A 16,812-nucleotide genomic window follows, 5' to 3' on the forward strand; every position below is an offset into this window, starting at 1 on the left:
TTTCATTAATTTTAATATCTAATTACTTTTGCCATTATTAAAAACTAATCTGCAGCTAGAAATGAAAGAAAATTTAAAACCTTCAAAATTTGATTTATTGACAATTATGAATTTTGTAGCTCCTTCCCTACATGATATCAAGATTGAAGTTGAAGAGCTTAAAAACAGTTATCCTAAACTAACTAATATTGAGTTATCCAAAAAATATTCTAAAAAGATCATAAGAAATTATACAAATATTGGAGTAGCTTCTGCTTTACCAAGCGTAATTCCCGGTATCGGAACTGTTGGTCAATTTGCTATTGAAGGAACAACTTTAACCGCAGATTTAACTCTCATGCTCAGAATGATGGCTAAAATATGCTATGGAATTGGAGTGATAAATAATAGAGACATGGAACAAGGCTTTAATCGTGATTTTATATATATTTTAGGAATTTGGAGTGGTGTGATATTATCTGCAAAAGTAGCTGCTGAAAAAATTGGCACTAAGGTAGCCGTGGCACAATTTAATAGAAATGTGTCGGGTAAGATACTACAAAAAATAAACAGAAGAGTTGGAACTACTTTAGTAACAAAATGGGGTACAAAAAGAGGTGGCATTGCTTTGGGCAAATTGATACCTTTTGGTGTAGGCGTCACTGTTGGAGGATGTTTCAATTATTATACTATGAGCAGGTTCTCTAAGGCAGCTATAGAACATTACAAATCAGATCATGAAAATGAATACGTAATGATTTGACTTGGAAAAGTTATTATAAAATATTAAACATATAATTATTAAAAACATTAAATAAACTTAAATATGAAACTCAGCCATTTAACACGCATTAAGGATCATAGATCAAATTGCTATTCGACAATACTCGAAGTTTCAGTTGGAGACTATTTAAAATTGGTAACCGAAATTTATAAAAACAAAGGGGGAATTAATGAACAAAGAGAGCCTCTGAAGACTAGCTCAGCAATGAGAATCAGAAAACAGATGGTAAAGGATATAAAGTCAGGTACGATTTTACCTCCAATTGTTATCGGCGTAATAGTTAGTAATAATGATTTCGATAATATACCAAGAATATCCGACAATGATCTTTCTGACATTATAAAAAATGTAGGAGATGGAAATCTAACAATTATTGATGGCATGCAAAGGACTACCGCAATTATTGAAGCTGTTGAAGAAGGATTATCAGTTGATAATATTATTAGAGTAGAATTTTGGATATCAACCAAACTTAATAGTCTCATTTATCGTATGCTGGTATTAAATACTGGACAAGTCCCATGGAATATAAGACGACAAGTCGAAACCGTTTTTAGTACAATGATCAATGAGATCAAAAATGCTATCCCCGAAATAGAAGTATATAGTATAAACGATGGAAGCCGTAGAAGCAGAGGTGGACAATATCACGCTGATGCGTTAATCGAATTATACCTAGCCTTTGGAGGGAGAAAAGAAAGGGTTGATACAAGAGAACGTTTAGCAGATGAGTTTACCAGACTTGATTTTATAGAAGTTACAGAAAGTAATAGTTTTTCAGATTACTATTATCAATCTTTACGGGCATTAACTTTGCTTGATATTGATTTTAGTAGATTTGAGTCAGTTGATAATGATAAAAAATTTAATAGTGGCAAAGATTTATTTAAGAGTCAACCCGCTCGGGTCGGCTTTATTACAGCAATGGCAAAACAAATTTTTGGCAGACCAGGAATTGAAAAATCAGAAGATGAAATACAAAAATCTTTTGAGTCAGTTGCACAAAAATTTAATGCCATTTATAAAAAAGTAAATTCTTTTTCACAAACCGAACTTGAAGAATTTTTATCCTTAGCAACTCTTAGTGAAAAACTAAATGTGAAATCTTCCCGAGTTGGAGATTTTGAGAGGGAATTCTTCACAAAGTCATTTGAAACATTATTTGAATTAGGTGAGAATATTCCATCATTAGAAGTTTGCTGGTTATCATATTAGGCTTATGAGAAACATGATTAATGTAAATATTAATGCTTTTTCTAATTTAATTGATGACTACCTTAAATATAATGACGGTTCTGTAAAAAGCGGGAAAAGATACATAAAAAGTAGAGATTTTGAAAAAGATTGGATTAAAGAAGCACAGATTAGGGACATCTTAATTATCACTTCCGATATAAGACTTATTGAAATAGAATTTTGCAGCGAATTTTATATAGCAATAGTTGGTGCAAATATAACCGACAATCAAATACCTGAAATTTTAGAAACATTTGATATTAACAGTGGTATAACTACATTATTAGTTTCCGAGAAATACTTAAAACTTTCCAAGAGAGCTAATCAATTAGAATTCTATGACAATATTCTATTTCAACATCTAGATCCAAGCTACAATGGACATGATTTTGAAGATATTTTACAGTTTTTAGAACCTGTGCAAATATTTAAATTGAGTAAATTTTCTATTTTGAAGACAAATTCTGTTGATCGAATAGCTTGCTATATATTCTCAAAATCTACTAATGAGTTAATCTTAGAATTTAACCAAGATGTCCTTGACCTGATATCAGAATTATCTTTAATGGGCTCCGACAGTATAAATTACCGTCTAATAATCAATTGCATCTTCTCCACTACATACAAACATTCATTTTTAGAATTATATCGACTAATTGAGAGAATTTTTCCTGTTAGCTACTTAAAAGAGCTTCATCTAAAATCTAGAACAACTCTTGACTTTTTAGATTTTGTGTCAGAATTTGAAACTTCCTTAAAATGGAAACCTAAGGAGGATATGGCGATAGATAGAATTTTTGAAGAATCAAAAGTAACAACGTTACAGTATTTTCAAAATTTCAAAACCAGCCTACCTGATGACCAGAATCACAATCATGCAACTTTTTTTTATAAACTAAGAAACTCTATTGTTCATTTCAGAGCTAATCATGAAGAAATTTTTCTAACATCAGAACAGTGGAACCTTTTGTTGTTAGCAACATTATATCTTATTGATGAGCATTATAGCTTATATAACAATATTCTGCAATGATAAAGTCTGACACAGTTTAAAATTATTATAAAATATTTTATTTAAGGTGGTAGCAATGGAGGTAGCAAAGTTTACATGTAAACTTAAAGCCTTGAAAATGTGGATAGATTCTGTATCCTCCAACTCCACACCGTACTAAACAAAAAAACACTGTACTCTTACAGTGTTTTTTGTTTTAAATACATTTTACCTGTCTTTTAAAATACAAGTAAGCTATGATTCATTGTGTAGGCAATCAGTTCTGCCGAGGTTTTGGTATTTGTTTTTTTTCTGAGATTACGTTTATGATTTTCCACTGTGTGGTATGACAGAAAAAGATTGTCTGCAATTTCCGGGCTATTAAGACCTTGTGCCATAAGCCTCAGAACGTCTTTTTCCCTGCTTGTTATATTAGGTTTTTCCATGTCTATTTTTTGCAAATCCTGATCAATATGTTTAAAATACTGAACCTCATCATCTGCAAGATCTATGATGGAAAGCAATGGCATGTTTTGAATAATGAAATGGGAAAGATCATAAATAAACACTATAGAAGCTTTTATTTCGTAATCTTTAATAATCTGCAGTGGAGATTGAAGTAATATCCACCGATATTCCCCTTCCCGGTTGATCATTCTTCCGTAGTGATTGAATGTTACGTTGGTTTTTCCCTCCCGCAAAAACTGCAAGCGTACATTTGCAGAAAAAACAAAGGCTGCCATCAGGTATTCTTTATCCTGCGGATGAAAAAGATTCATAAAAAACTCGGTACCTGAACCAATCCAGTCTTGCTTGCTGAAAGGAGTAAATTGCTCAATATTTTCGCTGGTTCTCTCTGTAATCATCGTTGTACCGTTATTGATAAACCATAAATAGGGTCCAATCGCAGTACTTTTAGCATTCTGAATGACATCAGCAAAAAAATCATAATAATTGGCAGGCAGTTCCCCATCTTTTTCGTTAAAATAATCATTGAACTGCCTTTCGTCCATTGGATTAATCTTATTTTTCATAACAGTACAGATATTAAGGTCATACATCTTCATTTTCGTTATAGCCATAAGTATACCAATGAGTACTGCTATTATATATCAGACATTATCGTTCAGTTTCCATGAATAAATCATGTGCCGGGAACATTGATAAGACCGGAAAAATTAAAAAAAAACAAATCTGGGCATCTTTGCATCAGATCCAATAATCTGATAAACCTATTGGCTTATTAAAATACAAGCAAGCTATGATTCATTGTATAGGCAATCAGTTCTGCCGAAGTTTTGGTATTTGTTTTTTTCCTGAGGTTGCGTTTGTGGTTTTCTACAGTGTGATAAGAAAGAAAAAGCTTCTCAGCAATTTCCGGGCTATTAAAGCCCTGCGCCATAAGATTGAGTATATCTTTTTCCCGTTTCGTAATTTTAGGTTTTTCTATATCCACTTTTTTATAGAGCTGCTGATCAATATGTTTAAAATACTGTACCTCATCATCTGCAAGATCTATTATGGAAAGGAGTGGCAGGTTTTGAATAATAAAATGGGAAAGATCATAAACAACTACAAAAGAAGCTTTTATTTCACCGTTATCAATAATCTGAAGTGGAGATTGTAATAATACCCAGCGGTAGTCATGGTTCCCGCTGATCATTCTTCCGTAATAGTTGAATCTAAGCTCATTTTTTCCCTCTTTTAAAAGCTTTAACCGTAAAGTTGCAGAAAAAACAAATGCAGCCATTATATGACGTCTGTCCTGCGGATGAAAGAGATTCATAAAAAAAAACATATCTGAATTGATCCATTGCTGTTTGCTGTAAGGAGTGAAAAGTTCAATGTTGTCACTGGTCCTTTTCGTTTTCATTTCTATATTATTGGTAATAAACCAGAAGTAGGGGCCTATAGGAAAACGTTTAACACTTTCAATGGAATCTGAAAAAAAATCAAAATAATTTTCAGACAACTCTCCGTTCTTTACAAAGTAATCATAAAACTCCTTTTCATCGATTGGATTAATCTTTTTTTTCATAAATGCAGGTATTAAATTAGCATGTTTCAGATTGTGTTTTTAGCATGATCATGGCAACAGGCAATGAATACCTCTTCACCAGAAACAATAAAAATCACAAATTAATATCATGACATTTTCTGCCTGATATTAATTTGTGTATATAATGGAAATTAGTCAGAGAGGGCCTATCTGCCTGTACGAGGTGATTTCTGAAATGACAAAACATTCTTACATCCGCCATAATTCTTGCAAACCAGCTGTCAGAAAGTAAACTAAAGTAAAAACAAAGCATCGGTATGATTAAAAATGAATAGGAGAAATCCACAACATTTCTATAATAGAGGAAGAAAATTGATACCGATGCAATGTTAAAATAGAAATCTAAGTTTTAAGGCTGAATACTGTAATCATATACTGTATCTTCGCTGAGATATAAATGAAGTTTTAAAGTTACAATTCCCAAAAATGATCTTCGCAATATAAAAACACGTTCTTTAGTGTGTAATTTTTGTACCTTGTAATCGGTAAAAAAACCTTCGAGATCATCCATTTTTTTTCCCACCAAATCATCTTCTGCGATGATTATGTTTTGATGTCTGTCATAGAAGTAATATTTCTTATTGAAGTAAAACTTTTTATTATCCATTCTAAGAATTACTTTGATTAATTAATTTTGTTTATTTCCCATACTTCTTTTTTTCCAGGCTGCTAATGTATTCCGGCTTAATTTGAATATTGCAGCTGTATTCTGGTTGGTCATTTTGTTTTTTCTTTGATATTCCAATATCTGATCAATACTTTCATCATCATAGGATTTATGCTTATTATTGATTTCAGAACTATGAAATAAAATGCGGGTAATGGTGATCACATCCAATGACGATAACTTCTCCTTTTCCAGAAAGTATTGGCATATTGCTTGCTTTTCGGGAAACTTTTTTGAAATCATATCTGAAAAAATTTTCACATAATCAGGTTCTCTATTTTCCATATTTTTATTGTTTATCAATAGTGTAGTCTTAATATTTATATTTTTTAAGCTGTTGATACAATGCTGTATCCGAATGCCGTACGCTTCAATAGTATGAGTTTTACAGTTTTTCTGAATACAACCGATTCCGGTTTCCGCATTAAGCTCTTTATTTAAATTACAGATGGTCCTTAAACGAATAGCATATTTTGCATTTTATATGATTACAAGCCTTTTTACAGGCCTGCAACCATCATAAAAAATATATTAAAATGTGTTTTTTGTATTGAAAAATGCCATTAAAAATTTCGTTTATCATCTGTTTTTAAAAGCATATCTATCATAAACAAACCGCTGTTTACTGCACGAATTTCTTAGAAACTTTCTGACCGTTTTCAATAAAAGTCAGAACGTACGTTCCTTTTGTAAAGAAATTTAAAACAATTTCGTTCGTATCAGATTTCCCTTTCTGAACCATTTTTCCACTCAGATCATAAATTTCATAGTTTCCGAATTTTTTAGCCTTTGCCTTAACAAGGATCAGTGAGTTGCTGTTTTGAGAATAATGTATACCGTCAGATGCACTGCTCACCTCAACCGTACTTAAGGTTGCTACAGGAATTCTCACTGAATAATCTTCTGTCTGTCCATTCGTTAAGTTGTCACAGGCATTCCTCTGACTTCTATCCGCTATAACTCTCATCCTCAAATAGGTATCTTTCACTGCTGAAGCAGGAGGTGTAAAATTGATCACATAAGGTGACTGTGCAGGATTGATTGCCGTGGGTGATGCTCCGATCAGTTCCGAATCTTCAAAAATGCCGTTATTATTATAATCAATCCATGCCCTTATAAATTGTGGTCTCGATGTAAAGCTTACCTTCAACTGATTGGAATTGACACTGATATCTGTAAAAACATTACCTCTATGGCAGTTTTGCAGACTGTAATCCATATAAAAATGTCCGTTGGAATAGGTCCAGAATGTATCAGAAGAATTATCTATAGTACCGAGCTGAACCCTGTTTGGCCCATAGTTTTGATTTGCCGGATTATTAATTCCGGCAGGATTGCAGGCAGAAGCCGTTAATGTAGGCACAGGAGAAGTAATGGGAGTTCCTCCCAAAGATATGGTTAGGCTTGACCGTCGCTGCATAAACATGGCTACACTACGCTCTCTCTGCCCTGCCGTAAATTTTCTTGATCGATTGGTATAATTCATCACATTATACTGGGTCCCCTGATAAGGCATCCCTGTACATGGGTTAATAGCCGTATTGGGAGGAGCGCCCGAGTATAAAAGATTAGCGGTAGGTTCTGTATCACATACGAAATCATTCTTGCTTGTGCAGTCAGAATTATCAGGACAGTTGGAGGCCTGTGGTGGAGATACAGGATCTGAAGCCCCGTTAAAGACATGATGAAGCCCAATTGCATGCCCAAATTCGTGTGCTAACGTATTTGGGCTGATACTACTCATAAAACTATCATAGTTGTGATCTTGATTTCCAGGAAAACCCGCCCATCCCGAAGAGCTATCATCAATACGAGTTACCATATATATATTAAAATAAGTACCTTCAGGCCAATGTGGGGCTAGGGTTTTTATTTGACCTGCACTAGGTCCTACGGAACCACTGACTCTTACCCCTGCAGCATCATATCCTGCCAGACTGCTCCCGTTATACCTTATAATTCCGTTTGTGTTAGTACATTGTGGAGTCCTTTTGGCCAATACCAGCCTAAAAGGAATGACATTTCCCCCATCAATACCCGGTCCTTCCGGATAGTAGCCATTACCATAGGTTGTTGCAAAGATCTTGTTACAGTTATCTATCCATGTCTGAATTTGTGCATCAGTACGTATAAGATGAGCATTAGACGGGGCAGAAGACTCGATGACGTGTACGACAACGGGAATTTCATAAATTGGTCCTGTATACAAACCGTTTTTAGAGGTTACTCCCATTTTATTCACATAATCCTTAACGTTCATTTGCAACAGACGGGCTTCTGCCTCCTCTCTTGATTTCCGGATTTCCGGATCCTTCTGCTCCAGCTCCTGCTGCACCTTGTCAAAGGCACACCATTCCTGTCCGGAGATCATGACAGTACATAACGATACGATAATAATTAGAATTCTTTCCATTGTGTATTTTATATTAAATAGGTATGATGAAATTTTTATCTTAAATGGCTTTTTTATAAAGCATCGGTATAACAAACAATATGATGTATTAAATAGGATAGAAAAGTATACCGATGCGATGGTTATATTAAAAAATATGGATGAATGTTTAAATTTCCTGTTCTATCTTTTGTTTGTTCTTATGCATATTTTATATTGATGCTATGGCTTATATTTATCAAGCCACTTGTATAAAGTAGTTTTGGGTATTCTGTATTCTTCAATTACCTGATCTTTCGTCTTTTCTCCACTTTCTATAAGCTCAACCATGAAATCAATAATTTCTTTTGTATAAATGTTTTTTTTGAATGCCGGTAAACTCAATTTTTGTTTTATTTCAGATTGATTATTAGCCCGTGCCGGAGCATACAAAATCAGATGCTGGGTATATATTCTGAAAAAATCATATTCCAGAAGCTTACTCCATTTCAACAGAATTTCAGAATCAAGACTTTGCAAAGTGTACATTTCATTAATTTGTTCTTCAGAACAGTTCATGAATTTACAAATGCGGGAAATTTCAATTTCTGATTCCAGTACTCCTTTTTTAATCAGTTGACCTATATGTATATTTTTAAAATTCATCTATTCTTTATTATTAGGTTATTGAATTTTGGCCGGATGGAACGATATGATCATAAGATTGCTGCTGTCAATTTTTTCATCTTTGTCATGCCACAAAACTTAATGTTTGTCGAGTATAAGATTTCAATTAAAAATTATTTAAACTCAAAAATATAAGTGAGCATAGACTGGTTTGTTTTCCCGCCTCCGGCGCCGGACAGTTCAACAACGCTTGACGTATCTTCCTTGAAGATATTTACTCCTATTAAAAACTTTCTTCCTGCCCATTTAGCAGGAGAAGTAATTGTTACATAGATGTTCTGAGCTTCCCTGTAATAGGTAATATAATCACCATCTATATATATCCCCCGATTATGATCTAAATTGTAATTATTAATCACTACAGGGTTGTGGTACGCATTACTATTAAAATTAAAAGTTATTCTTTCTCCGGATACATTATAAAGAAGCGCTGAATAAGTATCTCCTGTTCTTCTTCCTGCATCAATCCTAAACAAATCATTGGCAGCAAAATTCCCATTTTGTGGAAAAGCCCCATAAAGCAAGGTATTGGTAGGACTATACGTAGGTAATGGAGAACTTAATGTATTTGAAGTAATTCCCGGGTAAATCGGTTTATAACGTCCAAAAGTCATGGTTCCAAAAGGAAGATCAGGCTGATCACCCAGACATTCCCACTTGGGCGCGGCTGGTGTCCCATTATTAACCTGCAGGCAATTATCTGTGGTGTTATAGATCATCAGCCCCGTCGCCGGTTGGGAAATAGAATCCCTGTTGGCCGTAGTCATGGTCCCCAGTAAAGTTCCTTTATACTGATTGGTATTATTTGTAGGTGCCACATGTAAGTTGGCAGATGAATCCGGAGACGTTGTTCCTATTCCTACTTGTCCTTTCACAAGAGTTGCAACGCCCAACAACAATACTGCAGTACTTAATTGATATTTTTTCATACAATTGGTTTTTGTTATTTGGTTCTTATGCATACCCACTGAGCTGTTTCAGGAGTTCCTTTATTCACTTTGAGACACTTCACATCTGTATCGTAGACCATCAGACCTTTAGCCGGATTGGGAATACTATTGATCTGTCTTGTTGTAAGAGGGCTTAAAAGACTTCCTTTGTACTCCCCATTTTGATTCATAGGAGCTACGGTAAGGATACTTGACGGATGTGGGGCTTCAATATTGATACCTACCTGTCCGGATACCTGACAGGCACAAAAAACAGTACCTATCAAAAAAATAATTTTTTTCATTGTTTTTCATTTGTTCAAATCACCGTTTTTTACAACATCTGTCATTTGATTTGTTAAAATATTTGTGTTTTTTTCAACTGAACTGCATCAATAGTACTTTGATTTCGAGCTAAAACTGAACAGTCAGTTAATTCTTAATTTCTTTTTTATGTTACAGGCCTTTGAAAGGCCTGTAATCATAATAAAATATCATCATCTGTGTTTTTTATATAGAATCTCCACTCAATTATCCGATCCAAAAAAAGAGTAGTGATGGTCTATTGACTCTGTATTCGGATCATTCCCATCTTTACAGTACCGTCGCGTACAACAGTACTTAGAAATGAAACCACTTTAAAATTCTCTTTCCTCACATTTTGCTGTGGCAATACTATAGTAAAAAATGATGGATTATTTTACGGATCAATACCGCCTTTGCAGATATCTGTTAGAATTATTTTTTTTATCATTTTTCATTTGTACTTATTGACAGTGTTATAAAATCCGCAGTATAATCTTACTAAAATGTTTGTGTTTTTTTACCGGACTCTATTGATAGCATCCTGACTACAAAGTTATTAGGCTTGAAAATCAAAACCTATAACAGATATCTGTCATTTTTTCTTATATTAATGGTAAGTTGTATTAATATAAAAAACAAAGCTTATGCAAATCGCGTGACTGCTAAGAATATTCTTTTAGAGCCAGTTGTTTCCATACACCACCACTTGAGCTCATACCATCTGTATGTATTTCCAGACATCACCTGCAAGTTCGTTGTTTCTACCTCAGCTGCACTAGTACTCCAAAATACAATATTATTAGAATCAACCCCGCGCCAGCCGGCATTGTTATTTCCATCATTAAAGTTTGCAGTGAATGTATTTATCAAAAAAGGACAAGGCTGAAGAGTGTTATTTAAAAGTGTTCTGTTTTCATTAACCTGAGTTGCAAATGTCTGGAAACTAACATTTTGAGGAGAACTGGATGTATTTATTATAATAGGAACATAATAAGTTGAATCATACCCCAAGAGATCCATCTGAATTCCATCCATCACCGGAAGAGCCGGTAGACCGTTAGCAGCCGCATAAGCACCTAATCTGAATCTACCACTACCTTGTGTTGCTGTTGCATTCGGAACTGAATAAACTCTTGCAATAGTTTCACCAACGTTCAGCGTTCCAGAACCCGAACCAGAAGCAGATGGAAGACCATTAACGTATCCTAATACTCCGTTATTATCAACAACCACTGTTTTAGTTGCAATAAAGGGCTGGTCTTTTGCAGTAGATTTAGTGCCATCAGGTTTTGTGGAGATCGCATTAGCAGAGCCATTTAAAGGAAGATCCCTTACTCTGACAGTACCATTGACATCCATAATTTCCGTAGGCGCTGCGGTATTGATTCCAACCTGTGCCGAAAGTGCTGTTCCCAGTAATAGAAGAACTGCTGTTACAATTGCATTTTTTTTCATTTTAAAGAATTTGTATTTTTATTATTTAGTATAAATCATCAGGCAAATTGGATGTATGCCGTAAGAAATCTTAATGGATGTGGAGTTATTTAAAATAGAATTTTGATCTCAAAACTAAATTGAACAGCCAGCTCATTCTCAATTTCTTTTTCTTTATGTTACAGGCCCTTTGAAAGACCTGTAATCATAATAAAATTCATCATTTGTGTTTTTATTGATATAGACTCAATCAATTATTTAATTTCTGAAAAGAAGTGATTACAACATTATCTGCTGTAAAGAAATTAAATGCATTAATCTTCTTTCTCCCCCGTTGTGTTCAGGGTATTACCAAAGTGTAAAATTTGAATGGAAATAAGTTTTACAGACGATATCTGTCATGGCAGATATCTGTTAATTTTTTTTATCATTTTTCATTTGTATTTCATTACAGCTTTATAAAATCTGTAGCATAATTAAATAAAAGGTTTGTGTTTTTTTACCGGATTATTTTGATAGTATCCTGACTGCAAAGTTATTAGGCTTAAAAATCAAAACCTATGACAGATATCTGTCATTTTTATCTTTTGTTTTACCAATATCACAATAAAAAACAATTTTATTTATACATTGCCGCTTAAAAGCCAGTATCCATAAGGTATTCATGGTAAAATAAGGCATACACAGGCAATTAATAAATCTGATCTATGATCAGTCAATTTAAATATTTAATTTTTTTACAATGAAGAATGAAATAATAGATTTAAGAAGTGACACACTGACCTTACCAACTCCTGAAATGAAAAATGCAATCAGCAATGCTGTACTGGGAGATGATGTATACAAGGAAGATCCTACAGTGAACCAACTGGAAGAGAAAGCAGCGGCTATGTTCGGCATGGAAGCCGCACTGTTTTGCCCTACAGGAACCATGACCAATCAACTGGCTATAAAAGTTCATACGAAGCCTGGAGATGAAGTAATCTGTGATCAGCTTTCTCATGTTTATCTTTATGAGGGCGGAGGAATTGCACTTAATGCCTTCGCTTCTGTAAGGCCGTTGGCCGGAGAATATGGCAAACTGAATGCGGCATTGGTAAAAGCCTCTGTCAATAATCCGGATGACATTCATCAACCGCTTACAAAACTTGTTGTATTAGAAAACACTACCAATAAAGGAGGCGGAAGTATTTATAACTTTGATGAGATCAGAAAAATCAGAAAAGTATGCACAGATCATGGGCTCATTTTACATTTGGATGGAGCCAGATTATTTAATGCCTTAACGGAAACCTCAGAGACACCTAAAGATTACGGCGAAGTTTTTGACAGCATTTCCATCTGCTTATCAAAAGGATTGGGATGTCCTGTCGGCTCTGTATTAATCGGTTCATTTGATTTTATACAACAGGCACGAAGAGCAAGAAAAGCAATGGGAGGCGGATGGCGACAGGCGGGAGGACTGGCTGCTGCAGGTATTTATGCGCTTGACTATCACATTCCGCTGCTAAAACAGGATCATATCAGAGCCCAAAAAACAGCAGACCTGTTGCTGAAACATACCGAAATTATCCGGCTGTATCCTGTGGAAACCAATATAGTCATTGGAGAACTTCCGGAAAATATAGAAGCCGTAGACTTTGTTGCCGGCATGAAGGAAAAGAATATATTATGTTCTCCTTTTGGAAAGCATCTGGTCCGTTTTGTTACGCATCTGGATTTTACAGATTCTCATTTGGAGATGCTGGAAAGCAGGCTAAAATCTTTGCAATGATACAGAAGCACCTATCCCGGTATTGATTAACAATATTTACTTCTACCTTACACCCAAAAAGGCTGTCTCCTGTGAGATGGCCTTTCGCATCAGACTTATATATCATAATTAAAGTCTTAAGTTTCTCGCAAAAAAACTTGTTTAAAGTTCCTGAAAATTTTCAGATCGTTTTGTCCAGGCTTTTCATATAAGCATACAAATCAGTATAGGTTTCTAATTCTAATTTCCTTCTCAATTTATTTTTCTTGGTTTGAATCGTTCTGTATTCCAGATTCAAATGGCTCGCAATTTCTTTTGAAGAAAAATCCAGGAATAGCAGGGAACAGAATTTAAATTCATTGGGTGACAGATTAGGGTGAGCTGCATATAGTTTTTTTACAAAAGCCGGATTATTTTTTTTAAACTCGGCTATATAGAGAGGATCATTTGCTTTTAAAAGGTTTTGTAGTGTATCATTATTTTCAGGCATATGATTCACTCTATCTATTTTTTTAATGAAGTAAAAATTCAGCATGATCCCAATGCTTCCGAAAATTGTATTATAAATTGTAGATATCCGTTTATTACGAAAAACTTCTGCCGTATCACCTTTAAGGAAAAATGGCTCTTCCAGAAAATAACTGCCGATAAAAATGATGCCGGCCAGGAAAAACAATCCATAATAATAACTTTTCTGTGTTTTCCAATTGAGAAATATGGGAAGTGAAGTCAATATTGTTACAAAATATATTTCTGCACCTGAAAGCGCCCCGAATTCAAGCATATACATAAAGTTGGACATTAAGGCAATAAAAACAAAAACGGAGTAAACAAACGGATTAAGCTTTAATCTGAAAAAAATATTGGTCAATACAAAAATAAACATGGAAAGATGAGTAAAAAAAAACATTTTTGATCCGTTCAGATTTGAAATGGCCAGTCCCAGCAATAGCATTGAGTAACACAATAGATATGTATTCAATACTATTATTTTATTTTTAATCAGATGTGTATCTGTTTCCTTTATACTCTGATGAAATAGTTTATACAATTTCATAATGTAAGGTTTTCCGTTAAATTTAATCTTTTTCATGGTGACTTATTTTTCTGCTTCATTCATGCTTATCTATTTCCTGTGAAGATGGGAGCCGCTTATTTTAATAATTCTGTTTTTTCAGATCTGGATATTTTCACCTTTTTAGGAAAATAAGTTTATGAACCCTGTCACATCAAAATATGTGGGGTTTATAAGTCACCAATAGAAAATTAAGTTTTTTTCAAATCAAAAGACTGATGTAATGGCAGAAATGAAGTTAGTTTAGGTTAACCCGGAACAAAACAGTAGATCATTAACAAAGATACAGGCCTCCAGAAGGCCTGTAATCATAAAATACAAAAAAAATAATAACAATCATTCAGGGTAATGTCCCTGTTTCCCTGAATGATATGAGTTTATAGACCGCCGGTAATTTGTTCTATTCTGATGAATACCTTCTGTTTAGTAACATCTGTTGCTGTTGGTAAAGCAGATGGGTCCATTCCAGCCATTACAGTGGCAATATAGGCCACTTTTGAAGTGGTGGACGTATCAATCCATGCATAATATCTGTATTCCGGTCCTGGACTGGTTGTTGAACTGCCTCCAACCAATGAATTATAAATCCCGGGATCTCCCCATGCACCTGCATTTGCTGCAGCCGTACCAGAAGCCATCGTTGTCCATGAGTTTCCTTTGGCTCCCCCCGGCTGGCCAGCAGGTACCAGTACAGCTCCTGTATCACCGTAGGGTACTTGTGAACTATTTCCTGCTTGTGTCCCCCAGAATGTAGTAAAGTTCCACATAATTGTTTTAGCGATTGCTGAATTGTTTCTCAGCTGAACGTTATTTTCAGTTAGACTGGTGGTTTTATTTGTATTATTCGTGGCAGTTGCAGTTCCGTTTTGTGCTGAATGTCTCATAAATACTCTTACCGTATATAAGCCATCCGGAGTCTTCGCTTCTACAACAAAGCCTTTAACTCCCGTGTCAGGGTCGGTAACAAATTTCATATAGTCCATCACAGCAGCAACTTTCACATCAGCTGCCGTTGAAGTGCTGTTTCCAACAGTGGCGGTACAATTCATAGCCGGGCTAAGAAACGGTATTAAATTATTACCTGCGGAACCCTGAACAGGAATTGATGTTTCGATTGGTGAAGACACCGTAGGTGTTCCTGCAACAGAAAAGACAAATACTCCTGAGCCATAGGCAAGTGTGCCCGGTTGTAATTTAAACTGAAGCCCGTTCACTGTAATCGTGGATCCTTCAACATAAGAAGCCCCGTTACCACCTGTATAAGGAATTTTCAGGTATCCGTTATAGGCAATGCCGGTCTGGTACATATTGGGATCTAAGATGGCGCTCTGACAATCTAATCCGGCAATAACGGGTGCCGTAACAACGGAATTGTTTATACTTCTCCACTCCGTCCCGTTCCAGAAATAATATCCTTTTACAAAAGTGTTTCCACTGTTATAAATAAGTAAACCTGCAGGCTGATTGGCCACGTTTCCGTCTCCATCAGAATTCAGGTCAAGTGTATTGGAAGTCAAATTAATACGGGGAACCAATATCCCCTGATTGCTGGAGGACACATCCAGTTTTGCATAGGGATCAGGAGCATTGGCTCCTATAGCCACACTTCCGGTTCTTCCAATATTCGAAGTCTGATCTTCTCCTGTGACTCCCCATGCATCCCCGTCACCATTACCTCCGGCTCCTATCGGCACCCATGCAGCGCCGTCCCAATAATGGAATCCTTTTGCAAAACTACCGTTATTGGCTACCAGATAGACTAACTGTCCGTTTACAGTACCGTTTGTTAATAATGAAGATACCCTCGGAACCAGTACCCCATCCTTTGCAGTCACATCACCGGGAGTGGTTCCGGTGTGGTTTTTTGCTCTTACATCTAAGCTTGCTTCAGGAGTTTGAGTGTTTACCCCAACTTGTGAGAAGGCCAGTGGGCCCAGCGCCAAAATGGCTAAAAGGTTAAAAATCTTTTTCATAATTTGTATAATTAGCTGTTGATATGTATATACTTTCTGTCCTTTCAATAAAGAAAGTATATTGTGTTTTGTTATGTAAACTCTGAAAGGCAAGATCTCTTTGACTAAAAGATATTGGCAGCTTTCAGAGAAAGCAGGTTAAAAAACAGATCTTTTGCGCCTGATCAGTATATTGATTGGTTCTGTTTGTGGGGACATCTGCAAATTGTGAGAAGGAACAATATGGGAAAATATGCGAACAACCCGCCTTTGTATCCGTTTTAAAACAATATTTAAAACGCCTTTCTCATAAGCTGAAAACGTATCAGTCATGACTTCGTCAATACAACTCTGATCAGAATTTTGTAGTGCATTTTTTTTCATTGTATTTTTTTTTCAATGCAAGAATAATTACATCTGCCACAATTTTCAAAAAAAGACAATACATAAAAGATACACTTATAAAAAAGCACACTACATTTAAAATACACCTAATCTGATTATCAGAAAGTTATATGAAAATAATTTAAAGTTTCATTTCATAAAAATGTTAGCATTAACTAATATTTTGTTGTTCAATGATATTACA

The 16,812-nt window shown here is 35.0% G+C and carries 15 protein-coding genes; 4 read left to right on the top strand and 11 right to left on the bottom strand.

The genetic code is table 11. The features are described 5' to 3' along the window. Nucleotides 1-61: 61 nt before the first annotated feature. From BBI00_RS14390 to BBI00_RS14400, 3 genes are all read left to right on the top strand, one after another. Entirely contained in the window at nt 62-742 is a 681-nt protein-coding gene (locus BBI00_RS14390) for a hypothetical protein (protein WP_065399401.1), read from the top strand. Nucleotides 743-805: 63 nt separating this feature from the next. Continuing rightward, nucleotides 806-1,978 carry a hypothetical protein gene (locus BBI00_RS14395; protein WP_065399402.1) on the top strand — a complete coding sequence of 391 codons (1,173 nt, stop codon included), beginning with the start codon at nt 806-808 and terminating at the stop codon, nt 1,976-1,978. 13 nt (nt 1,979-1,991) lie between these two features. Beyond that, nucleotides 1,992-3,032, top strand: a complete 1,041-nt coding sequence (locus BBI00_RS14400; protein ID WP_065399403.1) for a hypothetical protein — start codon at nt 1,992-1,994, stop codon at nt 3,030-3,032. Nucleotides 3,033-3,229: 197 nt separating this feature from the next. Here BBI00_RS14400 and BBI00_RS14405 read toward each other — a convergent pair whose 3' ends face one another. The 9 genes from BBI00_RS14405 to BBI00_RS14450 all read right to left on the bottom strand — a co-directional run bounded on the left by BBI00_RS14405 (nt 3,230) and on the right by BBI00_RS14450 (nt 11,464). Beyond that, nucleotides 3,230-4,024 (bottom strand): LuxR C-terminal-related transcriptional regulator, encoded by a 795-nt coding sequence (locus BBI00_RS14405; RefSeq protein ID WP_065399754.1) that lies wholly within the window; start codon nt 4,022-4,024, stop codon nt 3,230-3,232. 209 nt (nt 4,025-4,233) lie between these two features. Continuing rightward, nucleotides 4,234-5,028 carry a response regulator transcription factor gene (locus BBI00_RS14410; RefSeq protein ID WP_065399404.1) on the bottom strand — a complete coding sequence of 265 codons (795 nt, stop codon included), beginning with the start codon at nt 5,026-5,028 and terminating at the stop codon, nt 4,234-4,236. 370 nt (nt 5,029-5,398) lie between these two features. Continuing rightward, nucleotides 5,399-5,656, bottom strand: a complete 258-nt coding sequence (locus BBI00_RS14415) for a hypothetical protein (protein WP_065399405.1) — start codon at nt 5,654-5,656, stop codon at nt 5,399-5,401. Between the two features lie 21 nt (nt 5,657-5,677). After that, nucleotides 5,678-6,001 carry a hypothetical protein gene (locus BBI00_RS14420; RefSeq protein ID WP_065399406.1) on the bottom strand — a complete coding sequence of 108 codons (324 nt, stop codon included), beginning with the start codon at nt 5,999-6,001 and terminating at the stop codon, nt 5,678-5,680. A gap of 337 nt (nt 6,002-6,338) precedes the next feature. Further along, the gene (locus BBI00_RS14425; RefSeq protein WP_083988509.1) at nt 6,339-8,129 is read right to left on the bottom strand and encodes a zinc-dependent metalloprotease; all 1,791 of its coding nucleotides are present in this window, start codon (nt 8,127-8,129) and stop codon (nt 6,339-6,341) included. 201 nt (nt 8,130-8,330) lie between these two features. Further along, nucleotides 8,331-8,666 (bottom strand): transposase, encoded by a 336-nt coding sequence (locus tag BBI00_RS14435; RefSeq protein ID WP_317040173.1) that lies wholly within the window; start codon nt 8,664-8,666, stop codon nt 8,331-8,333. A gap of 221 nt (nt 8,667-8,887) precedes the next feature. After that, nucleotides 8,888-9,703, bottom strand: coding sequence for a hypothetical protein (locus BBI00_RS14440; RefSeq protein WP_123902285.1), 816 nt, complete (start codon nt 9,701-9,703; stop codon nt 8,888-8,890). Between the two features lie 14 nt (nt 9,704-9,717). After that, complete coding sequence (locus tag BBI00_RS14445; protein ID WP_065399411.1) at nt 9,718-10,008, bottom strand: hypothetical protein; 291 nt, start codon at nt 10,006-10,008, stop codon at nt 9,718-9,720. Between the two features lie 643 nt (nt 10,009-10,651). After that, nucleotides 10,652-11,464, bottom strand: a complete 813-nt coding sequence (locus BBI00_RS14450; RefSeq protein ID WP_065399412.1) for a hypothetical protein — start codon at nt 11,462-11,464, stop codon at nt 10,652-10,654. Between the two features lie 721 nt (nt 11,465-12,185). Between BBI00_RS14450 and BBI00_RS14455 the strand changes: the two genes are divergently transcribed. After that, nucleotides 12,186-13,217: a threonine aldolase family protein gene (locus BBI00_RS14455; protein ID WP_065399413.1), complete on the top strand. Its 1,032-nt coding sequence runs from the start codon at nt 12,186-12,188 to the stop codon at nt 13,215-13,217. A gap of 160 nt (nt 13,218-13,377) precedes the next feature. On the opposite strand, the gene BBI00_RS14460 is transcribed toward BBI00_RS14455, so the two are convergent. Then, nucleotides 13,378-14,289 carry a helix-turn-helix transcriptional regulator gene (locus BBI00_RS14460; RefSeq protein ID WP_083988510.1) on the bottom strand — a complete coding sequence of 304 codons (912 nt, stop codon included), beginning with the start codon at nt 14,287-14,289 and terminating at the stop codon, nt 13,378-13,380. A 359-nt stretch (nt 14,290-14,648) separates the two neighbouring features. Further along, nucleotides 14,649-16,244, bottom strand: coding sequence for a hypothetical protein (locus BBI00_RS14465; RefSeq protein ID WP_123902286.1), 1,596 nt, complete (start codon nt 16,242-16,244; stop codon nt 14,649-14,651). Nucleotides 16,245-16,812: the final 568 nt, after the last annotated feature.

It is taken from the genome of Chryseobacterium arthrosphaerae (assembly GCF_001684965.1).
Classification (GTDB): Bacteria; Bacteroidota; Bacteroidia; order Flavobacteriales; family Weeksellaceae; genus Chryseobacterium; species Chryseobacterium arthrosphaerae.